The sequence below is a fragment of the Paraburkholderia sp. RL17-337-BIB-A genome (assembly GCF_046025895.1).
GTDB lineage: Bacteria > Pseudomonadota > Gammaproteobacteria > Burkholderiales > Burkholderiaceae > Paraburkholderia > Paraburkholderia fungorum_C.
The window spans coordinates 738,166-755,484 of sequence record NZ_JARESY010000001.1 but is presented as its reverse complement, the minus strand read 5'-3'; the positions used below and the strand labels follow the sequence as shown (position 1 = coordinate 755,484).

At 64.8% G+C, this 17,319-nt stretch carries 14 protein-coding genes; 11 read left to right on the top strand and 3 right to left on the bottom strand.

Annotated elements, in window-relative coordinates; genetic code table 11:
- The first annotated feature begins 152 nt into the window (after nucleotides 1-152).
- The 8 genes from P0D84_RS03545 (at nucleotide 153) to P0D84_RS03510 (ending at nucleotide 10,368) form a co-directional block, all read left to right on the top strand.
- Nucleotides 153-668, top strand: a complete 516-nt coding sequence (locus P0D84_RS03545; RefSeq protein WP_408332502.1) for a cupin domain-containing protein — start codon at nucleotides 153-155, stop codon at nucleotides 666-668.
- An 18-nt stretch (nucleotides 669-686) separates the two neighbouring features.
- Nucleotides 687-1,706, top strand: coding sequence for a HoxN/HupN/NixA family nickel/cobalt transporter (locus P0D84_RS03540; protein ID WP_408332500.1), 1,020 nt, complete (start codon nucleotides 687-689; stop codon nucleotides 1,704-1,706).
- Between the two features lie 329 nt (nucleotides 1,707-2,035).
- A complete protein-coding gene (locus P0D84_RS03535; protein ID WP_408332498.1) occupies nucleotides 2,036-3,700 on the top strand; it encodes an ABC transporter substrate-binding protein in 1,665 nt (554 codons plus the stop codon).
- A 135-nt stretch (nucleotides 3,701-3,835) separates the two neighbouring features.
- Nucleotides 3,836-4,846 carry an ABC transporter permease gene (locus tag P0D84_RS03530; RefSeq protein ID WP_408332496.1) on the top strand — a complete coding sequence of 337 codons (1,011 nt, stop codon included), beginning with the start codon at nucleotides 3,836-3,838 and terminating at the stop codon, nucleotides 4,844-4,846.
- On the top strand, nucleotides 4,843-5,721 hold the full coding sequence (locus tag P0D84_RS03525) for an ABC transporter permease (RefSeq protein ID WP_408332495.1): 879 nt from the start codon (nucleotides 4,843-4,845) through the stop codon (nucleotides 5,719-5,721). Before P0D84_RS03530 ends, P0D84_RS03525 begins: the two co-directional genes overlap by 4 nt.
- Nucleotides 5,718-7,898: an ABC transporter ATP-binding protein gene (locus P0D84_RS03520; protein ID WP_408332493.1), complete on the top strand. Its 2,181-nt coding sequence runs from the start codon at nucleotides 5,718-5,720 to the stop codon at nucleotides 7,896-7,898. The genes P0D84_RS03525 and P0D84_RS03520 overlap by 4 nt, the downstream gene beginning before the upstream one ends.
- A 491-nt stretch (nucleotides 7,899-8,389) precedes the next feature.
- Nucleotides 8,390-9,343 (top strand): hypothetical protein, encoded by a 954-nt coding sequence (locus P0D84_RS03515; RefSeq protein WP_408332491.1) that lies wholly within the window; start codon nucleotides 8,390-8,392, stop codon nucleotides 9,341-9,343.
- 530 nt (nucleotides 9,344-9,873) lie between these two features.
- The gene (locus P0D84_RS03510) at nucleotides 9,874-10,368 is read left to right on the top strand and encodes a hypothetical protein (protein ID WP_408332489.1); all 495 of its coding nucleotides are present in this window, start codon (nucleotides 9,874-9,876) and stop codon (nucleotides 10,366-10,368) included.
- An 81-nt stretch (nucleotides 10,369-10,449) separates the two neighbouring features.
- Here P0D84_RS03510 and P0D84_RS03505 read toward each other — a convergent pair whose 3' ends face one another.
- Nucleotides 10,450-11,295, bottom strand: a complete 846-nt coding sequence (locus P0D84_RS03505) for an aldo/keto reductase (RefSeq protein WP_408332487.1) — start codon at nucleotides 11,293-11,295, stop codon at nucleotides 10,450-10,452.
- Nucleotides 11,296-11,523: 228 nt separating this feature from the next.
- Here P0D84_RS03505 and P0D84_RS03500 point away from each other — a divergent pair, with 228 nt between their 5' ends.
- Nucleotides 11,524-12,270, top strand: coding sequence for a GntR family transcriptional regulator (locus P0D84_RS03500; protein ID WP_408332485.1), 747 nt, complete (start codon nucleotides 11,524-11,526; stop codon nucleotides 12,268-12,270).
- Nucleotides 12,271-12,279: 9 nt separating this feature from the next.
- Here P0D84_RS03500 and P0D84_RS03495 read toward each other — a convergent pair whose 3' ends face one another.
- On the bottom strand, nucleotides 12,280-13,671 hold the full coding sequence (locus tag P0D84_RS03495) for a CoA transferase (RefSeq protein ID WP_408332483.1): 1,392 nt from the start codon (nucleotides 13,669-13,671) through the stop codon (nucleotides 12,280-12,282).
- Between the two features lie 116 nt (nucleotides 13,672-13,787).
- On the opposite strand from P0D84_RS03495, the gene P0D84_RS03490 reads away from it, so the two are divergent.
- Nucleotides 13,788-15,023, top strand: a complete 1,236-nt coding sequence (locus P0D84_RS03490; protein ID WP_408332481.1) for a citrate/2-methylcitrate synthase — start codon at nucleotides 13,788-13,790, stop codon at nucleotides 15,021-15,023.
- Nucleotides 15,024-15,105: 82 nt separating this feature from the next.
- Here the strand turns inward: P0D84_RS03490 and P0D84_RS03485 are convergent, their stop codons facing one another.
- Entirely contained in the window at nucleotides 15,106-15,411 is a 306-nt protein-coding gene (locus tag P0D84_RS03485) for a DUF2917 domain-containing protein (RefSeq protein WP_408332479.1), read from the bottom strand.
- A 400-nt stretch (nucleotides 15,412-15,811) separates the two neighbouring features.
- Between P0D84_RS03485 and P0D84_RS03480 the strand changes: the two genes are divergently transcribed.
- The gene (locus tag P0D84_RS03480) at nucleotides 15,812-17,230 is read left to right on the top strand and encodes an aminotransferase-like domain-containing protein (RefSeq protein ID WP_408339648.1); all 1,419 of its coding nucleotides are present in this window, start codon (nucleotides 15,812-15,814) and stop codon (nucleotides 17,228-17,230) included.
- Nucleotides 17,231-17,319: the final 89 nt, after the last annotated feature.

The window sequence follows — 17,319 nt, the reverse complement described above, 5'->3', positions numbered from 1 at the left end:
AAGCAGCAAAAAGCCCGTCCCCCGTGGATGGGCTTTTTTTTCGTCCGCGACGCCGCCTGGGGCCGCCGGCAACACACACGTTTTTGAACGTGCAAAAATGCCAGACGGCGCCGTGCCGACCGGCCGGACTCACGCCCACGAGGAGACACACCATGAGCCAGGATCACGAACACCCGCATTACAAGGATGAGCAAGCATCGGCGCCAATCGACTGGCGCGAGCACGGCGTCAAGGTCATCAAGGGCGACCAGCTCGACAGCAATACCGCGCAAACGCCCGGCATGAATCGCGCGGCGGCGATCAACGCGGCGCGCGTCGGTGCGCAGAAAATCTGGGCCGGCACCGTGACGATCCATCCGAATGCAAAGACCGGCGCGCATCATCACGGCGCGCTCGAAAGCGTGATCTACGTGGTACGTGGCCAGGCACGCATGCGCTGGGGCGAGCATCTGGAATTCACGGCCGAAGCCGGTCCGGGCGACTTCATCTTCGTGCCGCCCTATGTGCCGCATCAGGAAATCAACGCCAGCACCGACGAGCCGCTCGAATGCGTGCTGGTGCGCAGCGACAACGAAGCGGTGGTGGTGAACCTGAACATCGACGCAGTGGAAGCACCGGAAACCGTCTTCTGGGTCGATCCGATTCACAAACATCCGCACGATCACTAAACCTCCTTCACGTAACTCATGACGCCGACCGCCTCACTGCGCCCTCGCCTCATCACGCTGTATGCCGTACTGATCGCCGCCAATCTCGGCGCATGGGCGTGGGCGCTGATCGCGTTTCGCCACTACCCATTGCTGCTCGGCACCGCACTGCTCGCGTATGGCTTCGGCCTGCGCCACGCGGTGGACGCGGACCACATCGCCGCGATCGACGCCGTCACGCGCAAGCTGATGCAGACCGGCAAGCAGCCGCTCGGCGTGGGCCTATCGTTTTCGCTGGGTCATTCGACGATTGTGATCGTGGCGACGATCGGCATCGCCTGGACCGCGCATTCGCTGCACGGCCGCTTCGAAACCTTCAAGGCGGTGGGCGGCACGATCGGCACGCTCGTGTCGGCGGTGTTTCTGCTTGTGCTGGCGTGCGTGAATCTCGTGATTCTGCGCGACGTCTGGCGCCGCTATCGCCATGTCCAACATGGCGGTGAACTCGCGGCCGAAACGACGGCCGCCATCGCACCCGCCGGTCTGCTGTCGCGCGCACTGCGGCCGCTGTTCCGGCTCGTCACGAAAAGCTGGCACATGTACCCGGTCGGCGTGCTGTTCGGCCTCGGTTTCGACACCGCGACCGAGATCGGCCTGCTGGCAATTGCAGCGTCCCAAGCCAGCAAAGGTCTGCCGCTGTATTCGATCCTCGTATTCCCGGCGCTCTTCACCGCCGGCATGACGCTGGTCGATTCGACCGACAACGTGCTGATGGTCCACGCCTACGGCTGGGCGATGGACGATCCGAAGCGCAAGCTCTACTACAACGCGAGCATCACGTTCGTCTCGGCGGTGGTGGCCATCGTCATTGGCGGCGTCGAAGCGCTGGGATTGCTATCGGACAAGCTCGGTTTGAATGGTGGCGTATGGGACGCCGTGGCAAGCCTCAACGAACGCTTCGGCGTGCTGGGTTATGGCATCGTCGCCATGTTCATGGCGTGCTGGATCGGCTCCGTGCTGTTCCATCGCTGGCGCCGCCCGGCCACCCTCGCGCGGTAAATCCAACTTGCCCTGCGCGTCAGATCGGTAACGTTTCCACGACGGTAGCCACGATTTCCGCGCTACGGCATCCGGCGATGTCGCCGAGGCCATGCGAGCCCGCCCGTCGAGCGTTGTCGTGACGACACACGCGGCCCCTTTTATCCGCCAAACGTGAACCGGACCGCGCAGCAGGCGCGCCGAACCCGGGGGCAATCGCTTACACTGAAACCGCTTTTTGCCACTGCGGCTGCTCTGCAGCTTTTCGTCATTGCAATCAAGGCGCCCTGTCGCGTGCATTTCGCGCGGCGCTTCAGAACCGGCAACAGAACGGACTGGACATTCCATCGATGAAAACTCCCGCGGACCGATTTCCCGAACTCGAGCTGGCCCGCCACACCGCCGACGCCTACGGCAACCACGCCATCGACGAATTCATCGCCGGCCGCATCACGCGTCGCGATCTGCTGCGCTATGCGAGCGTGATCGGGTTGTCGCTGGTCGGCGGCGGCATTCTGAATGCGCCGCGGGCCCATGCGCAAGGCGCGCCGAGTCCGGCTAGCCAGACGATCCGCGTAGCCCATCTAACGCCGGCCGGCGCGGTCGACCCGCTCACCGTGACCGATGCCGCGAGCCTCGCGCTATTGAACCAGACTGGCGAGTTCCTGATCGACGACGACGGCGAAAAGCTCGTGCTGAAACCGGCGCTTGCCTTGTCGTGGAAGCCGAACGACAAGGGCGACGTGTGGACCTTCAAGCTGCGCACCAACGTCAAGTTCCACGACGGCCAGGCATTCACCGCCAAGGACGTGGTCGCCACCTTCGATCGCCTCGCCGACCCGGCGAGCGGTTCGGCGGCGCTCTCGGTGCTCAAGGGCGTGTTGTCGAAAGGCGGCGCGAAGGTGGTCGACGACCACACAGTCGCCTTCCATCTCGATGCACCGAACGGCAACTTCCCGTACTACGTTTCCTCGGACAATTACAACGCCGTGATCCTGCCCGCGAACTATGCGGGTGGTTATGAAAAGAGCTTCATTGGCACCGGTCCGTTCAAGCTCGAAAAGTATCAGGCGAAGGTCGGCGCGTCGTTTGTGCCTAATCCCGATTACTGGGGCGACAAAGCGTTGCCGCAACGCGTGCAGTTCTCCTTCTACGCCGACGAACAGGCGCAGTTGCTCGCCTTGCAAGGTCACCAGGCCGACGTGATGGGCACCTTCACCGTGCAGGGCGGCGCGGGTATTCTGAACAATCCGGACTACAAGGCAGTCGGCGTGAAGTCGAGTGCGCATCGGCAGATTCATATGCGCAACGACAATCCGTTGTTCAAGGACAAGCGCGTGCGCCAGGCATTGGCGTTGTCGCTCGATCGCGACGTGTTGGTGCGTGGCCTGTTCAAGGGCCGCGCGCAGCTCGGCAACGACAGCCCGTTCGCACCGGTATTTCCGTCATCGGATGCGGGCGTCGCGCAACGCAAGATCGACATCGCCAAGGCGAAGCAACTGCTCGCGCAAGCAGGCGTGCCGAACGGCTTCGACGTCACGCTGACCACCGAGAAGTACATGGAGATTCCCGATCTCGCGGTGGTCGTGCAGAACGCGGCGAAGGCGATCGGTGTGCGTATCAATCTGAAAGTGGAAAGCCAGTCGCTGTACTACGGCGCGGGCACGCCGGGCAAATCGGATTGGCTCGATTCGCCGCTCGGCATCACCGACTATGGTCATCGCGGCGTGCCGAACGTGTTCCTGAACGCGCCGCTCACCAGCACCGGCACGTGGAATGCGGCGCATTTCAAGAACCCGCAATACGATCAACTGGTCGCGCAATTCGTCGCGGCGATCGACCTGAGTTCGCAGAAGAAAATCTCCGGACAGATCCAGACGCTGCTGCTCGACGAAACGCCCGTGATCATCCCGTTCTTCTACGATCAGCTGATCGCCATGCGCAAGGGCGTGAACGGTGTTCGCTTCACCGCGCTCGCGCAACTCTATTTCGATCGCGCGGTGTTGAGCGCGTAGTTTGAACGCATAGCGGTGAACGCAAGCCCGGTAAACGCAAAGCGGTGAACGCAAGAATCCGTTGGATGCAAAGCTGTTGAACGCAAACGCCCTTGAACGCATGAGCGCACGGCGCTTCTTTGGCAGGAGATCACGATGTCGACCACGGTGAGCCCTTCCGCCTCTCCGGTCTCGAGCGGCAACGCCGGCCGCGTCGTGCGATTTCTGGCGACGCGGGTCGGCTTGTCGTTGATCACGCTTTGGCTGCTGTCGGTGATCGTGTTCGCCGGTGGGCAATTGTTGCCTGGCGATATCGGCCGTGCGGTACTCGGGCCGCTCGCCGATGCGCGCGCGGTCGCGGCGCTCAATCATCAGCTTGGCGCGGACCGGCCGCTCATGACGCAGTACGTCGCGTGGATCTCGCATTTCGTGCGCGGCGATATGGGGCTGTCCTATGCGTATCGCGAACCGGTCGGGCCATTCATCGCCGACGCTTTGGCGCATTCGGCCAAGCTCGGTTTGCTCGCGTTTATCGTCGTCGTGCCGCTCGGCATTGCGGGGGGCGTGTGGTCGGCCATGCACGCAGGGCGCTGGCTCGATCGCACCATCAGCATCGCCGGCTTGTCGGCAACCGTGGTGCCGGAGTTCGTCTCGTCGATCGTGCTGATTCTGGTGTTCGGCGTGTGGCTGCGTTGGCTGCCGATCGAAGCGTCGTATCCGCCCGAAGCGAGCGCGCTCGAACAACTGCGGCATCTGATTCTGCCGGTGCTGCCGCTGGTGCTGGTGTTCTTCGGCTACATCGCACGGATGGCGCGCGCGGGCACCGTCGAGGCGCTCGATGCGGACTACACGCGCACTGCGATCCTCAAAGGCTTGCCGCGCCGCACTGTGATCTGGCGGCACGTGTTGCGCAATGCGCTGCTGCCGACCATCACCGTCGCCGCGACGCAGCTCGGCTATATGATCGGCGGTCTCGTGGTGGTGGAGACGCTGTTCCACTATCAAGGTATCGGCTCGCTGATCTACAACGCCGCCAAGGCGAAGGACTTTCCGATGCTCGAAGCAGGCGTGCTGACGATCGGCGTGGTCTACACCGTCGCCAATCTCGTCGCCGATGCGCTGCATGTTCTACTGAATCCGCGGCTGCGCGTGAGGAGCGCCGAATGAGCACCGTCGTTCCGCCGGCCACGCCGCCTGCCGCACGTGCGGCTACTGAACCGCGCTTCGACCAGTTGGGCGTGCTGCTGCGCTCGCCCACCTTTGTGGTCGGCGTGTTGATCGTTGCATGGTGGATCGTCTGCGCGATCGCCGGGCAATGGATCGTGCGGATCGACCCGTATGCATCCGATCCGCTCAACTCGCTGATGCCGCCCGACAGCACGCATTGGTTCGGCACCGATCAGCTCGGCCGCGACGTGTTCTCGCGAGTGATCGTCGGCGCGCGCGACATTCTGACCATCGCGCCTTTGGCGACCTTGCTGGGCACGGTGGCCGGCACTGCGCTTGGATTGATCGTCGGCTACTTCGAGGGCTGGGTCGACAACGTGGTGGGCCGCGCGATCGACGCCGTGCTCGCGCTGCCGCTCGTGATCGTCGCATTGCTCACGCTGGCCGCGGTCGGCGCATCGAACCTCACCGTGATCCTCGTGATCGGTATCACCTTCACGCCGATCACCGCGCGTACAGTACGCGCCGCCGTGTTCGCCGAACGGCATCTGGACTACGTCGCTGCCGCGCAACTGCGCGGCGAACGCGCGCCGTACATCATGTTCGCGGAGATTCTGCCGAACGTGCTGCCGCCGATCATCGTCGAAGCGACCGTGCGGCTCGGGTATGCAATTTTCGCGGTCGCGACGCTGTCGTTTCTCGGCTTCGGCATCCAGCCGCCTTCCGCCGACTGGGGGCTCGCGCTGTCCGAGTCGTACACGTTGATGGCGGGCGGTGCGTGGTGGACGGTCGTGTTCGCGGCCGGCGCCATCGCGTCGCTCGTGGTCGGCGTGAATCTGATCGCCGACAGCGTGCAAGGAGTGCTCGACCAATGAACGGCCCGCCGCCCGCCTCGTTCCCCGCCTTCGATGTTTCAAAGAGCGATCGCACCGATGCGCTGACCGTGGTCGGGCTGACGGTCACGTACCGGATGCGCGGACGCGATCGCGAGGTGCTGCAGGACGTCTCGTTCCGTGTGCGGCGTGGCGAAGCCTATGGCCTTGTCGGCGAATCGGGTTGCGGCAAATCGACGGTCGCGATGGCAGCGCTGCGCTATCTGCCGCGCAACGGCAAAGTGAAGGCCGGCAAGCTCATCATCGCCGGTCAGGACGTGCAGAAGCTCGATGCCGACGCATTGCGCTCGATGCGCGCGAACGCGATTTCAATGGTCTATCAGGACCCCGGGCGCGCATTGAATCCGTCGCTGACGATCTCGCGCCAAGTCACGGAAGCATTCGAAGCAGCCGGCGCCTCGCGTGACGAAGCGCTGCGGCGCACTGTCGAGATATTGCAACGCGTGCGTATCGCGTCACCCAAACGCGTGATGGAGAGCTACCCGCATCAGCTGTCGGGCGGCATGCAGCAGCGCGTGGTCATCGCGATGGCGCTCGCCTCGAACCCAGCCCTGCTGATTCTCGACGAACCGACCACCGGACTCGACGCCACCGTCGAAGCCGAAGTGCTCGACCTCGTGGCACAACTGCGCGAAGAACTCGGCACGGCCGTGCTGTTCATCAGCCACAACCTCGCGGTGATCGGGCGGATGTGCGAACGTGTCGGCGTGTTGTATGCTGGCAAGCTGGTCGAGGAAGGCGCGACCCAGGACGTGTTCGCGCGGCCACGTCATCCCTATACGGTTGGACTGCTGCGCTGCTTGCCGAGCACGGGGCGCAGCAAGGACACGGAGCGGCTCGACACCATCGCGGGGAGTCTGCCCTCGCCGGGTTCGGTTACGCAAGGCTGCATTTACGCGGACCGCTGCCGCCTTGCCGACGACCGCTGCCGCCGTGAAGCACCGCCGCCGCATCGGGTGAGCGCCGCGCACGGTGATCAGATGTCGCGCTGCCATTACCACGAACGCGCCATCGAACTGCCGCGTGCGAGCGCGGAAGCACTATCCCCGCACGACGATGCGTTACGTGACCGCGAACGCCCTGCCCTCGTGCTGCGCGCGGAGAAACTCTCGAAGACATTCCACGTTTCCGGCGCCCCGCTGCGCGCAGTGGACAACGTCTCGATCGATCTCGCAAGCGGCGAAACGCTCGGCCTCGTCGGCGAATCTGGCAGCGGCAAGACGACGCTCGCGAAACTGATGCTCGGGCTGCTCACTCCAGACGCGGGCAGCGTGCTCGAACTCGACGGCACGCCACTCGCCGCGCGCGTCACGCGACGTAACGACGAGCAGATCAAGTCGCTGCAGATCGTGTTTCAGAATCCGGACTCGGCGCTCAATCGCGCACATTCGGTGAAGCGCCTGATCGGCCGTGCGTTGTCGCGCCTTACCGCGTTGCGTGGCGCCGCGATCGACGAGAGGCTCGCCACCTTGACGGCGGCCGTGCGTTTGCCCGAGCGCTATCTCGGCTCGCGCACGCGTCAGTTGTCCGGCGGACTCAAGCAGCGGGTGGCGATCGCGCGCGCATTTGCCGGTGAGCCGCGCGTGGTGGTCTGCGACGAACCCACGTCCGCGCTCGACGTCTCCGTGCAGGCCGCGATTCTCAATCTGCTCGCCGAGCTGCAACGCGAGCGTGGCGTGAGCTACGTATTCATCTCGCACGATCTGCACGTGGTGCGCTATCTGGCGGATCGCATCGCGGTGCTGTACCTCGGCCGGCTGCTGGAGATCGGACCGGCGGCCGCGGTGTTCGACGGTCCGCACCATCCTTACACCGAAGCGCTGCTGTCTTCGGTGCCGACGCTCGACGGCCACGAGAACAGAGCCCGCATACGCCTCTCCGGCGATCTGCCGAGCGCGGCGTCGCCGCCATCCGGCTGCGTGTTCCATACGCGTTGCCCGCGCAAACTCGGGGCCATCTGCGAGCAGCAGGCCCCCCCCTTCCTCGAAGCTGGCGGCGGCGATTCTGTCCAGCCGTCCGCGCATCGCATCCGCTGCCACATCCCCATCGACGAACTGCGCGCGCTGCAAGCCGTCTCGCGCAATCACGTCGACGAGGCCGGCAAGGCCTCGGGCAGCGGCTCGGAAAACGCACCGGAAGATGCCGCGCGCAACGAATAGCCCGCAATAAAGCGGCTTTCCGCCCACGCGTTTCATCGCCGAAACGTTTTTGTGCGCTTTTTCCTCGCGGGCATCGCACGTCCCTATTCGATACCTGTCGCCACAAGGCTTTGCAGGCAATGGCATGGATATCGCTAATTACCGTCCAGAGATTCGAAGCCACATAAATCGGAAGGGAATCGGGAGTGCCGCTCGCGCGAATCGCCGTGGCAAGAAGCGATATGCAACGTAGCGTGCTCGGACGGTATCTGTTGAAGCGCGTTGCTCAAGAATGCCGCCGTGCGAAGTCCATCGCATCGGTACGGGATTCGCATGCAAGCGCTTGTCGGCGCACTGGCTGCGAAGCCGGGAAGACAGTGAGGGTGTTTGACTTGCATCCGCAAAGCAGACTCGGGGGGCGACGAGGCCCGCGTTCAGACAGGCACGCCGCCGGCGAATCAGCGTGAGAGATGGCGGCAACGAGGTGTCGACGTTCCCTCGGGAGAGACGTGATGAAGACCAGAAGATTCAATCAGTACTACTGCGGGGTCATACGGAGTGCGGCAATCGTGGCGGGCGTGGCGTTGCTGGCGACCCAGGTCGCGTACCCGGCGTCGACCGATGTGATTCCCAAATGGATGGTGCTTGCCGATGCGTCCTTGCCGGCGAGCGGCACGCACGGCGCGACGCAGCTCGCGCAGGACGATGGTTCGGCGGCAGGCGCAGTGGCCACCGGCACCGCGCCCGGCGAACCAACGGCTGCCGACGATGCGGCCCTGGTGTTTCAGCCGCATGACTGCACCACCGGCAATGTCAGCGGCTGCGTGCAGCGTGGCGGCGGCAGCGGCAACGGCGCAGCGAGCGCGGGCAACAGTGGTGGGGGTGCGAGTGGCAACGGTGCCAGCGGAGGCGCGGGCAGCGGCGCTGGCAAGGGCAACGGCGGTGGAAGCAGTGGCGGTGGAAGCAGCGGCGGCGGCAGCGGCGGCGGCAGCAGCGGCGGTGGAAGCAGTGGCGGCGGCAGCAGTGGCGGCGGCAGCAGTGGCGGTGGAAGCAGCGGCGGCGGCAGCGGCGGCGGCAGCAGCGGCGGTGGTAGCAGTGGCGGCGGCAGCAGTGGCGGCGGCAGCAGTGGCGGTGGTAGCAGTGGCGGCGGCAGCAGTGGCGGCGGCAGCAGCGGCGGTGGTAGCAGTGGCGGCGGCAGCAGTGGCGGCGGCAGCAGCGGCGGTGGAAGCAGCGGCGGTGGAAGCAGCGGGAGCGGCGGCTGCGGTTGCGGTGGTGGTGGCTCCAGCGGCGGCCCTGGTGGTGGAAAAGGAGGCGGCCCTGGTAGCGGCGGTGGCTTCGGTGGTGGTTTTGGCGGAGGCTTCGGTGGCGGGTTCGGCGGCGGCTTTGGCGGAGGCTTCGGCGGCGGTCACGGAGGCAAGGGTAGCGGCGGTAACGGTGGTGGCAATGGCGGAGGGAACGGGCATTAACAGTCGCCTGGTTCTCGGGTAGGGGGCCCCCGCGCCCTACCCGTCGCTAACGGCAGATTTCCGGATCCCGTCCGCAGTCCGCCGGCATCGGCGGTGATGCCTCGATCCCCCGGTCGAGCGTCACCGCCCGAGACCGGTCGTCTGGGCACGATCGCTTGGATCCGGTCACTTGGATCCGGTCGCTTGGGTCCGGTCGCTTGGGTCCGGTCATTTGGGTCCGGTCACTTGGGTCCGGTCACTTGGGTCCGGTTGCTTGAGTCCGGTTGCTTGAGTCCGGTTGCTTGAGTCCGGTCGCCTGGTCCGGTCGCCTGGTCCGGTCGTCTGGATCTGGTCGCCTGGGTCCGAGCCGCCTTAGGCCGGGCGCAGCCGACAGCGTCCACAGATAGCCCAGCAACCCGCCGCTGACCGCCGACAAGCAGCTCTTGCACACGGTTAAAACCAAAACAATCGATCGCGTCGCACGTGACCGGAACCAAACCGAAGCGATTGCCTCATATCAAATTCAACGTTCGATATGAGGGCAACACAACATGCAACGAAACGTCCCCCACTTCATGGCGCGCACGGCCACCGGCCTGCTGATGGTCACCGCGCTCGGCCTCGCATCGCTCGCTCATGCGCAAACTCCAGCGCGAACACCTACTCAAACGCCGCCCACGTCGACCCAGCCGCAGCCACAAACCCTCTCGCAAGCCGCCCCGCCTGTCGATCCCACCTTCTCCGCCTATTCCCTCGCGCAGACCTGCAAACAGAAAACCGACAACGTCGCGCAAGGTCAATGCGTCGGTGCGATCCGCGGCATCATCCACGGCTATCAGTACGGTGTGCTGTTCCTCGGTCAGCGCGCGTCGCTGCCGCCCAACGAAACGCAGCGGGTGTCGCTGTGTCTGCGCAATATCCAGGTGTCGTCGATCGTCGACGAATTCGTCGCCGACGCCGCCCAGGTCAATGAAGATTCGCTCAAACACACGCCCGCTGAAGTCGCCGTTCTGGGCTCCGTGCACATGCACCACGCTTGCAATTAATAAAGCAGCCGCAGCACACGCACGCGCCGATTGCAAGGCGGCTGCAGAGCGGTTGCGATTCTCTAACCGCCGCCATTGCGCTCACAGCATTTCGAGTGGCCGCTTGCTGCGCGGCGGTTTGAAATACGTGTCGATGGCAGCGATTTCAGGCGCGCCGAGTTGCAGTTGCGAGGCCCGTTGGTTGTCGCGCACGTGTTCGACCCGGCCCGCTTTCGGAATTGCGAACACACCCGGCTGTTGCAACACCCACGCCAGCGCCACCTGAAACACCGAAACGCCGCGTGCGTCGGCGATGTCGTCGAGCGGCGAGCGCTTCGGCAAACGCCCGTGATCGACCGGGCTGTATGCCATCGCCGGCATCTTGCGCGCGGCAAGCCATGGCAACAGGTCGAATTCCGGTCCCCGGCGCGCGACGTTGTAGAGAATCTGATTGGTCGCGCAGGCCTCTCCGCCAGCTGTGGCGACAAGCTCTTCCATATCGTCGGTATCGAAGTTGCTGACGCCCCAATGGCGAATCTTGCCCGCGCGGCGTAATGCCTCGAATGCCTCGACGGTTTCCGCGAGCGGCACCGAGCCGCGCCAGTGCAGCAGGTACAGATCGAGCCGATCGGTTTTCAGGCGCTTGAGGCTCTGCTCGCACGCCGCGACCACGCCGCGCCGGCCCGCATTATGCGGATATACCTTGCTGACGAGAAAGACCTGATCGCGCAGCCCCGCCAGCGCTTCCCCGACGAGCGATTCGGTGGCGCCGTCGCCGTACATTTCCGCTGTGTCGATCAGCGTCATGCCTAGTTCGATGCCGCAGCGCAGCGCGGCGATTTCGGTAGCGCGGCGCGACGGTTGTTCACCCATCTCCCAGGTACCCTGTCCCAGTTTCGGAATGCGTTCGCCGTCGGGCAGGCTCACGCTAGCGATATCGGTCGTCATGCTTTCTCCTTGAAGTGGCTAAATTGGCTAAGCGGAGCGCCACGCGCATACGGCAACGCGTGCATGTCGATGCGCGCACATCGATCGATGCGGCAGCGCATGCTGCGCAAATCATAGGGACGAGTTTAGCGGTTGGACGGGTATTGGATCGGGCACCAGGCAAAAGCCCGCTATAACGGAGCGCGCCGATGTCTTAGAATTGCCCCTTGCCCTTCTTGCGTGAGCCCCATGACCTCTGCCTCGGAAGACCGCTGGCGCGATCTGCGCCCGGACCCGGAAAACGACACGCCGCTATATCTGCAACTCGCTCGCAAGCTCGGCACGGCGATTCACGAAAACCGTTGGAACGCGGGCGAGGCCTTGCCCTCCGAGCGCGTGCTGTCCGAAGCGCTCGGCGTATCGCGGATCACCTCGCGCAAAGCCATTGCCCTGCTGGTCGAACAGGGCTTGATCCGCCGCACTCAGGGCGCGGGCAGCTTCATCACGCCGCGCTACGACGATCCGCTGTCGCGTCTGTCGAGTTTCAGCGAGATGCTGCGGCGGCGCGGCTTTACGCCGAGTTCGAAGTGGTTGTCGCGGGAGATTTCGCCGGCTAACCGCGACGAGGTGATTCAACTGGGCTTGTCGCCCGCAGCGGCCGTGACCCGCTTGCGGCGCCTGCGCCTCGCCGACGGCATCGTGATGGCCGTGGAGAACTCGACGTTCCCCGCGGCGATGATTCCTGATCCTCAGGCGATTGGCGATTCCTTGTACACGTACCTGGAGAATCGCGGCCTGGGGATTGTGCGCGCGCTACAGCATTTTCGCGCGGTGAATGCGAGCGAAGAAATCGCGCAGCAGATGAGCATTGCCCCTAACGAGGCACTGCTGCTGATCACGCGCGTCGGGTATACGGCGGATCAGCGGGCGATTGAGCTGACCGATACCTATTGCCGGAACGACTACTATGATTTCGTGGCGGAGTTGAGGAAATAAGCCATACCTTTACGCCCATTTCGCCTCATGCGCCCCGAGCCGAGCCGGCGGCAGATCAAAATAGGCGGGCGTCTCATCCAGACGCTCGGCCGGCAGAACCCCTAGAACACGCCCGAACTCGGACTGAACAGTCGCAAGGCAATCCCGCACATCGTCGATCGAGACATCGGGCGCCTTCCAGCCGTCGGGAAGTAATCCAAACGACTGCAGCCACCGCCCCGTCTGCGCGAGCGACACTCTCACGTGCCAGCTGCCGCCTTCGGTGGCTCTCCGCGCCAAGGCGGCCATCGCGCCGAACGCTGCCAGATACCCCGTGGCATGATCCAACGCCTGACACGGCAAATGCTTCGGCTCATCCCATCCCGCCGCCTCGCGTTCAGTAAAAGCAATTCCGCTCGCCGACTGCACCAGACTATCGAAGCCGCGCCGCGCTGCCCACGGCCCCTCGTGTCCATAAGCGCAAACCGAGACATACACGATCCCCGGCCGTATCCGCGCCAGCTCCTCGGGACCAAATCCGCGAGCTGTGAGCGCCCCCGGCCGGTACGCCTGCAAGAACACATCCGCGTCGCCGGCGAGGCCACGTAACGTTTCCCGCCCTGCTGCCTCGCGCAGATCGACAAGCGCCGAGCGCTTGCCACGCCCGTTGTCGATCACCAGCGGCGCAATGTTCGGCAAGTGCGGACCGTTGATCATCAACACGTCGGCGCCATGCTGTGCGAGCGCGCGCCCCGCCACCGGTCCCGCGATGATGCGCGACAGATCCAGCACCCGCACACCCGCCAGCGGCCGCTCCGCACCGCCCGGCCGCGGCGGTTCGACCGGCGCGTCGCCAATGCGCTCGATCTCGAACAAGGGCAAACGCGCAATCGCTTTCGCCTGATCAAGCGCGGCCCACTCGTCGGGCGTGCGAATCAATGCGGCGCATAAGCCGGCGTCGGCGAGCGTCTGGTCGAGCGTCGCGCCATCCCAACCGCGAATCGCGGCGGCCACCGCCGCGCGATCGTTCGCGCAGCCGAGTACCTTCAGCACCCCGTCGAGATGATGTGGAAAGTTGGTGTGCAGTTGAATCCAGCGGTCGTCTCGCGTCGCGTAGAAACCCATCACCGGATCGCGCAAGGCGGGCGGCGGCCCGTCGTCGATGCGCAGATAGCGCTCGCTGCGAAACGAGGCCAGTGCGCGCCGCATCTCCACCGTGACGTGCTGCCGGTGCCCCGTGCGCAAGCGCTGGTATTCGGCAGCCGCAAGACCGCTCGCGGCGATGGTCGCCGAGGCCAACGTGCCGACCCGATAGACCGACGGCAAGCCCGGATCCGTACCGGCAAACGAAACGGATCTCAGTGCGGTCGGATCGCCTTCCGCGGTCATCCAGATATGTTTGAGAGCGAGTTCAGGCGTCATGGCGTTCAGACGGGAACAGAGAGAAAGTGAATCGAGTCTAGAATTCCGCCCTGTCACAATCAATCTTGATTATGATAATCAATATATATTGATTTCTTCGGTTTCTCTCCGTTTCCATGCCTGACTCCCCTTCCCTGACCGCTGCCGAGGCCGCCGCCGCGCTCGGCATCAGCCTGCCTACGCTGTATGCCTATGTTAGCCGCGGCATGCTGAACTCGTCGCCGGATGCGCACGGCAAGCACCGGCTCTACGACGCCGGCGAGGTGCGGCGGCTCGCGCGGCGCAAGGAGGACGGCAAGCGCGCCGGCAAGGTCGCGCAGAAAGTGCTGGACTGGGGCGTGCCGGTGCTCGAATCATCGATCACGCTGGTGGCCGACGGCTGCCTGCTGTATCGCGGGCATGACGCCATGGAACTGGCGCGCACGGCATCGCTGGAAGATGTCGCGGCGTTGCTGTGGGAATGCAGTGCCAGGCGTATTGCCGATGCACCGGCAGTCCCGTTCGCCGCTGCCCAGTGGGCGGCGTGGCTCAAGCTCTGGAGCGACAGCACGCCGCTCGACCGCGCGCTCGTGCTGCTGCCGGCCGCCGCGGCGCAAATGCCGCGAGTGTGGGCGCTCGGTCGCGATGCGCAGCTCGATACCGCTGGCGCGGTCATGCGGCTGCTGGCCGCCGCGATGGTCTCGGCGGCGCCGTCGAACGAGCCGCTGCACAAGCAGCTGGCTTCCGCGTGGAACGTGCGCAACCGGCAGCAGGCAGGGCTGCTGCGCGCGGCGCTGGTGGCATGCGCGGATCATGAACTGAATGCGTCGACCTTCACGGTTCGCTGCATCACGTCGACGGGAACGCACCTGTTCGGCGCCGTGGCGGGTGGTCTGGCTGCGTTGGCCGGGCCTCGGCACGGCGGCGAGACAGTACGGATTGGCGCGCTGCTCGATGAAGCGTCGCGCGCCCCCGATCTCGATCGCTATCTCGCGAACCGGCTTGCGCGCCACGAACACGGCGCGCATGGGCCGGTGCTATCAGGCTTCGGCCATCCGCTTTATCCCGACGGTGACCCGCGTGCACGTCTGCTGCTCGGCATGCTCGTTGACTGCGCGCCCGCCCGCTCGCCGCTGGGCGAAGTGCAGGCGCTCGCGCGCGCCGTGCGCGACACGACCGGCGCGGAACCGACCGTCGACTTTGCGCTCGCCGCCATCGAACGGGTCCTCGGCTTGCCGGTTGGCGCTGCGTTCACGCTGTTCGCGGTGGGCCGGGTGGTCGGCTGGATTGCCCATGCAATGGAGCAGACGCGCGACGGCAGATTGATCCGGCCACGCGCGCGCTATATCGGGGAGTATGACGCGGCCAGGTGAGGGGCCGGCGAGCTTGGCAGGCCATGGCAGCCATGGCCGTCATGGCTGCTACGTTACGCAGTTGCCGCGCTTGTCTGTCGCGTTACGCCACGCCCAGCCAGCGGGGCAACCAGTTCAGAATCGGCGAACCGCGCAATGGCCGCGTTGCTGCACGTTCTGAGCCGCTCGCCAGCGCGAAACGCGCACCGGCCTGCCCTGCGCTGATCCACGCTACCGTGCCCCGCGGCAACTCGGTCGATTGCCCGGTTGCCAGCCAGTGATCCATGTTGTCACCTTCGACGGTCAGCCAGATCTCGCCCGAAATCACCTTGAAGATCGACGGACGCGCGACACGCCATGCCGACGCGGGCTCGCCATGTTCCAGTTCAAAAATACGGACTTCACGCATCGCTGCTCTCCTTCAAAGAACTTTTCTGTTGTACCGATTATTGACGTGCAATCATCGGATACCCATGCACAGTTCTGAACACTTCTATCGGAACTGTTCAGTCGAAAAACCGGACAGTTGGTGGTAGATGCACGTAGGTGCACGTACGTGGGCGTGTGCACGCAGCGCGTATGGGCGCGCGGTATGCGTCGTGTTGCTGGGTGGCTGGGTGGCTGGGTGGCTGGGTGGCTGGGTGGCTGGGTGGCTGGGTGGCTGGGTGGCTGGGTGGCTGGGTTGCCGTGCTGCCGTGCTCGTGCTGCCGTGCTCGTGTTGCCGTGCTCGTGTTGCCGTGTCGGCGTGTCGGCGTGTCGGCGTGTCCGCGTTCCGGCCGAACGGCTGTCCGGTGAAGGAGAAGAACCGCATGAAATTCGAAATCCAACTCGATCGGGATAACGGCGTTCCGCTCACCGAGCAGATCGTCACCGGCGTTACCGCATGGATTCGCTCACGCACCGCCCACCCCGGCGCAAAGCTGCCGTCGATCCGTCAGTTCGCAGCCGACTACGGCGTGAGCCGTTTCCCCGTGATCGAGGCCTACGACCGGTTGGTATCGCTCGGCTATGTCGACTCGCGTCACGGCTCAGGCTTCTATGTCGCCGACCGTCTGCCGGCGAGCACGCAATGCCAGGGCACCTCGGACCCGCGCCGCGCCGAGGACGAATCGGGGCACATCCTCCAGCAGTTCAACCACCCGGGCGAAACGCTCAAGCTCGGCAGCGGCTTCATTCCCGATGCGTGGCGCGACATGGACAGCCTCGCGCAAGCAATCCGCCACGTATCGCGCACCGACACCGCAAGCATGATCGATTACGCGACCCCGCTCGGCAATCTGACCTTGCGCGAACATCTGCAAGGCCGCATCGGTCAGTTGGGGATTCAAGCGGACGCCTCGCAGATTCTGATCACCAACGGCGCGAGCCAGGCGCTCGATCTGCTGATGCGCTACATGCTCAAAGCCGGCGACACGATGTTCGTCGAGGACCCCGGCTACTACAACCTGTACGGTCTGCTGAAGCTGCACGGCGTCAAGCTGATCGGCATTCCGCGCACCCGCAACGGCCCCGATCTCGATGTGTTGCAGGCGCAGTTGCAACTGCACCGGCCGAAGCTGATGTTCATCAACACGGTGTTCCACAACCCGACCGGCACGACGGTCGCGCCGCCGGTGGCATTCCGGCTGTTGCAACTGGCACGTGAGCACGGCTTCACCATCATCGAAGACGACATCTACGCCGACTTCCAGACTGACGTCACCGACCGTCTCGCGACCCTCGATCAACTCGAACGCGTGATCTACGTAGGCGGTTTGTCGAAGACGCTGTCGTCCTCGCTGCGAATCGGCTGCGTGGTGGCGAGCCACGCGATCATCAAGGATCTGATCGACATCAAGATGCTGACGAGTCTCGGCGCTTCGCGCTTTGCCGAGGCGGTCGCCGTGTCGCTGCTGGAGCGCGGCGCCTATCGCAAGTATCTGGAGCGGCTGCGCCGCCGCATGCGCGACGCGCTCGGCTCGACCATCCAGACACTCGAAGACGCCGGCTGGGAGGTGTTCGAAAAGCCCGTCGGCGGCAAGTTCGTGTGGGCGCGCGTGCCGCACGTCGACAACGCCGAACGGCTGGTCGCATGCGGCGCGCCGCTCGGCGTGACAGTGTTGCCCGGCAGCTATTTCCGGCCGAACATGGAAGTGAGCCCGTGGATCCGGATTCACGCGGCATTCGGCAACGAGCCGCGTGCGCAGGCGTTTTTCCTTGCTGCCGCGGCGTTGCCTGCGTCGGGGTGATCTGTTTGCCGAACCTTCGCTTGCGTTGCCTGCGTCGGGGTGATCTGCTGGCCCAGCCTTCGCGCTTAACGCGTACCCTCGGGCAAAAG

What these genes read in the sequence shown, in the direction of transcription:
- P0D84_RS03545 (WP_408332502.1), top strand. Translation starts at nt 153, where the DNA reads ATGAGCCAGGATCACGAACACCCGCATTACAAGGATGAGCAAGCATCG.
- P0D84_RS03540 (WP_408332500.1), top strand. Translation starts at nt 687, where the DNA reads ATGACGCCGACCGCCTCACTGCGCCCTCGCCTCATCACGCTGTATGCC.
- P0D84_RS03535 (WP_408332498.1), top strand. Translation starts at nt 2,036, where the DNA reads ATGAAAACTCCCGCGGACCGATTTCCCGAACTCGAGCTGGCCCGCCAC.
- P0D84_RS03530 (WP_408332496.1), top strand. Translation starts at nt 3,836, where the DNA reads ATGTCGACCACGGTGAGCCCTTCCGCCTCTCCGGTCTCGAGCGGCAAC.
- P0D84_RS03525 (WP_408332495.1), top strand. Translation starts at nt 4,843, where the DNA reads ATGAGCACCGTCGTTCCGCCGGCCACGCCGCCTGCCGCACGTGCGGCT.
- P0D84_RS03520 (WP_408332493.1), top strand. Translation starts at nt 5,718, where the DNA reads ATGAACGGCCCGCCGCCCGCCTCGTTCCCCGCCTTCGATGTTTCAAAG.
- P0D84_RS03515 (WP_408332491.1), top strand. Translation starts at nt 8,390, where the DNA reads ATGAAGACCAGAAGATTCAATCAGTACTACTGCGGGGTCATACGGAGT.
- P0D84_RS03510 (WP_408332489.1), top strand. Translation starts at nt 9,874, where the DNA reads ATGCAACGAAACGTCCCCCACTTCATGGCGCGCACGGCCACCGGCCTG.
- P0D84_RS03505 (WP_408332487.1), bottom strand. Translation starts at nt 11,295, where the DNA reads ATGACGACCGATATCGCTAGCGTGAGCCTGCCCGACGGCGAACGCATT.
- P0D84_RS03500 (WP_408332485.1), top strand. Translation starts at nt 11,524, where the DNA reads ATGACCTCTGCCTCGGAAGACCGCTGGCGCGATCTGCGCCCGGACCCG.
- P0D84_RS03495 (WP_408332483.1), bottom strand. Translation starts at nt 13,671, where the DNA reads ATGACGCCTGAACTCGCTCTCAAACATATCTGGATGACCGCGGAAGGC.
- P0D84_RS03490 (WP_408332481.1), top strand. Translation starts at nt 13,788, where the DNA reads ATGCCTGACTCCCCTTCCCTGACCGCTGCCGAGGCCGCCGCCGCGCTC.
- P0D84_RS03485 (WP_408332479.1), bottom strand. Translation starts at nt 15,411, where the DNA reads ATGCGTGAAGTCCGTATTTTTGAACTGGAACATGGCGAGCCCGCGTCG.
- P0D84_RS03480 (WP_408339648.1), top strand. Translation starts at nt 15,812, where the DNA reads ATGAAATTCGAAATCCAACTCGATCGGGATAACGGCGTTCCGCTCACC.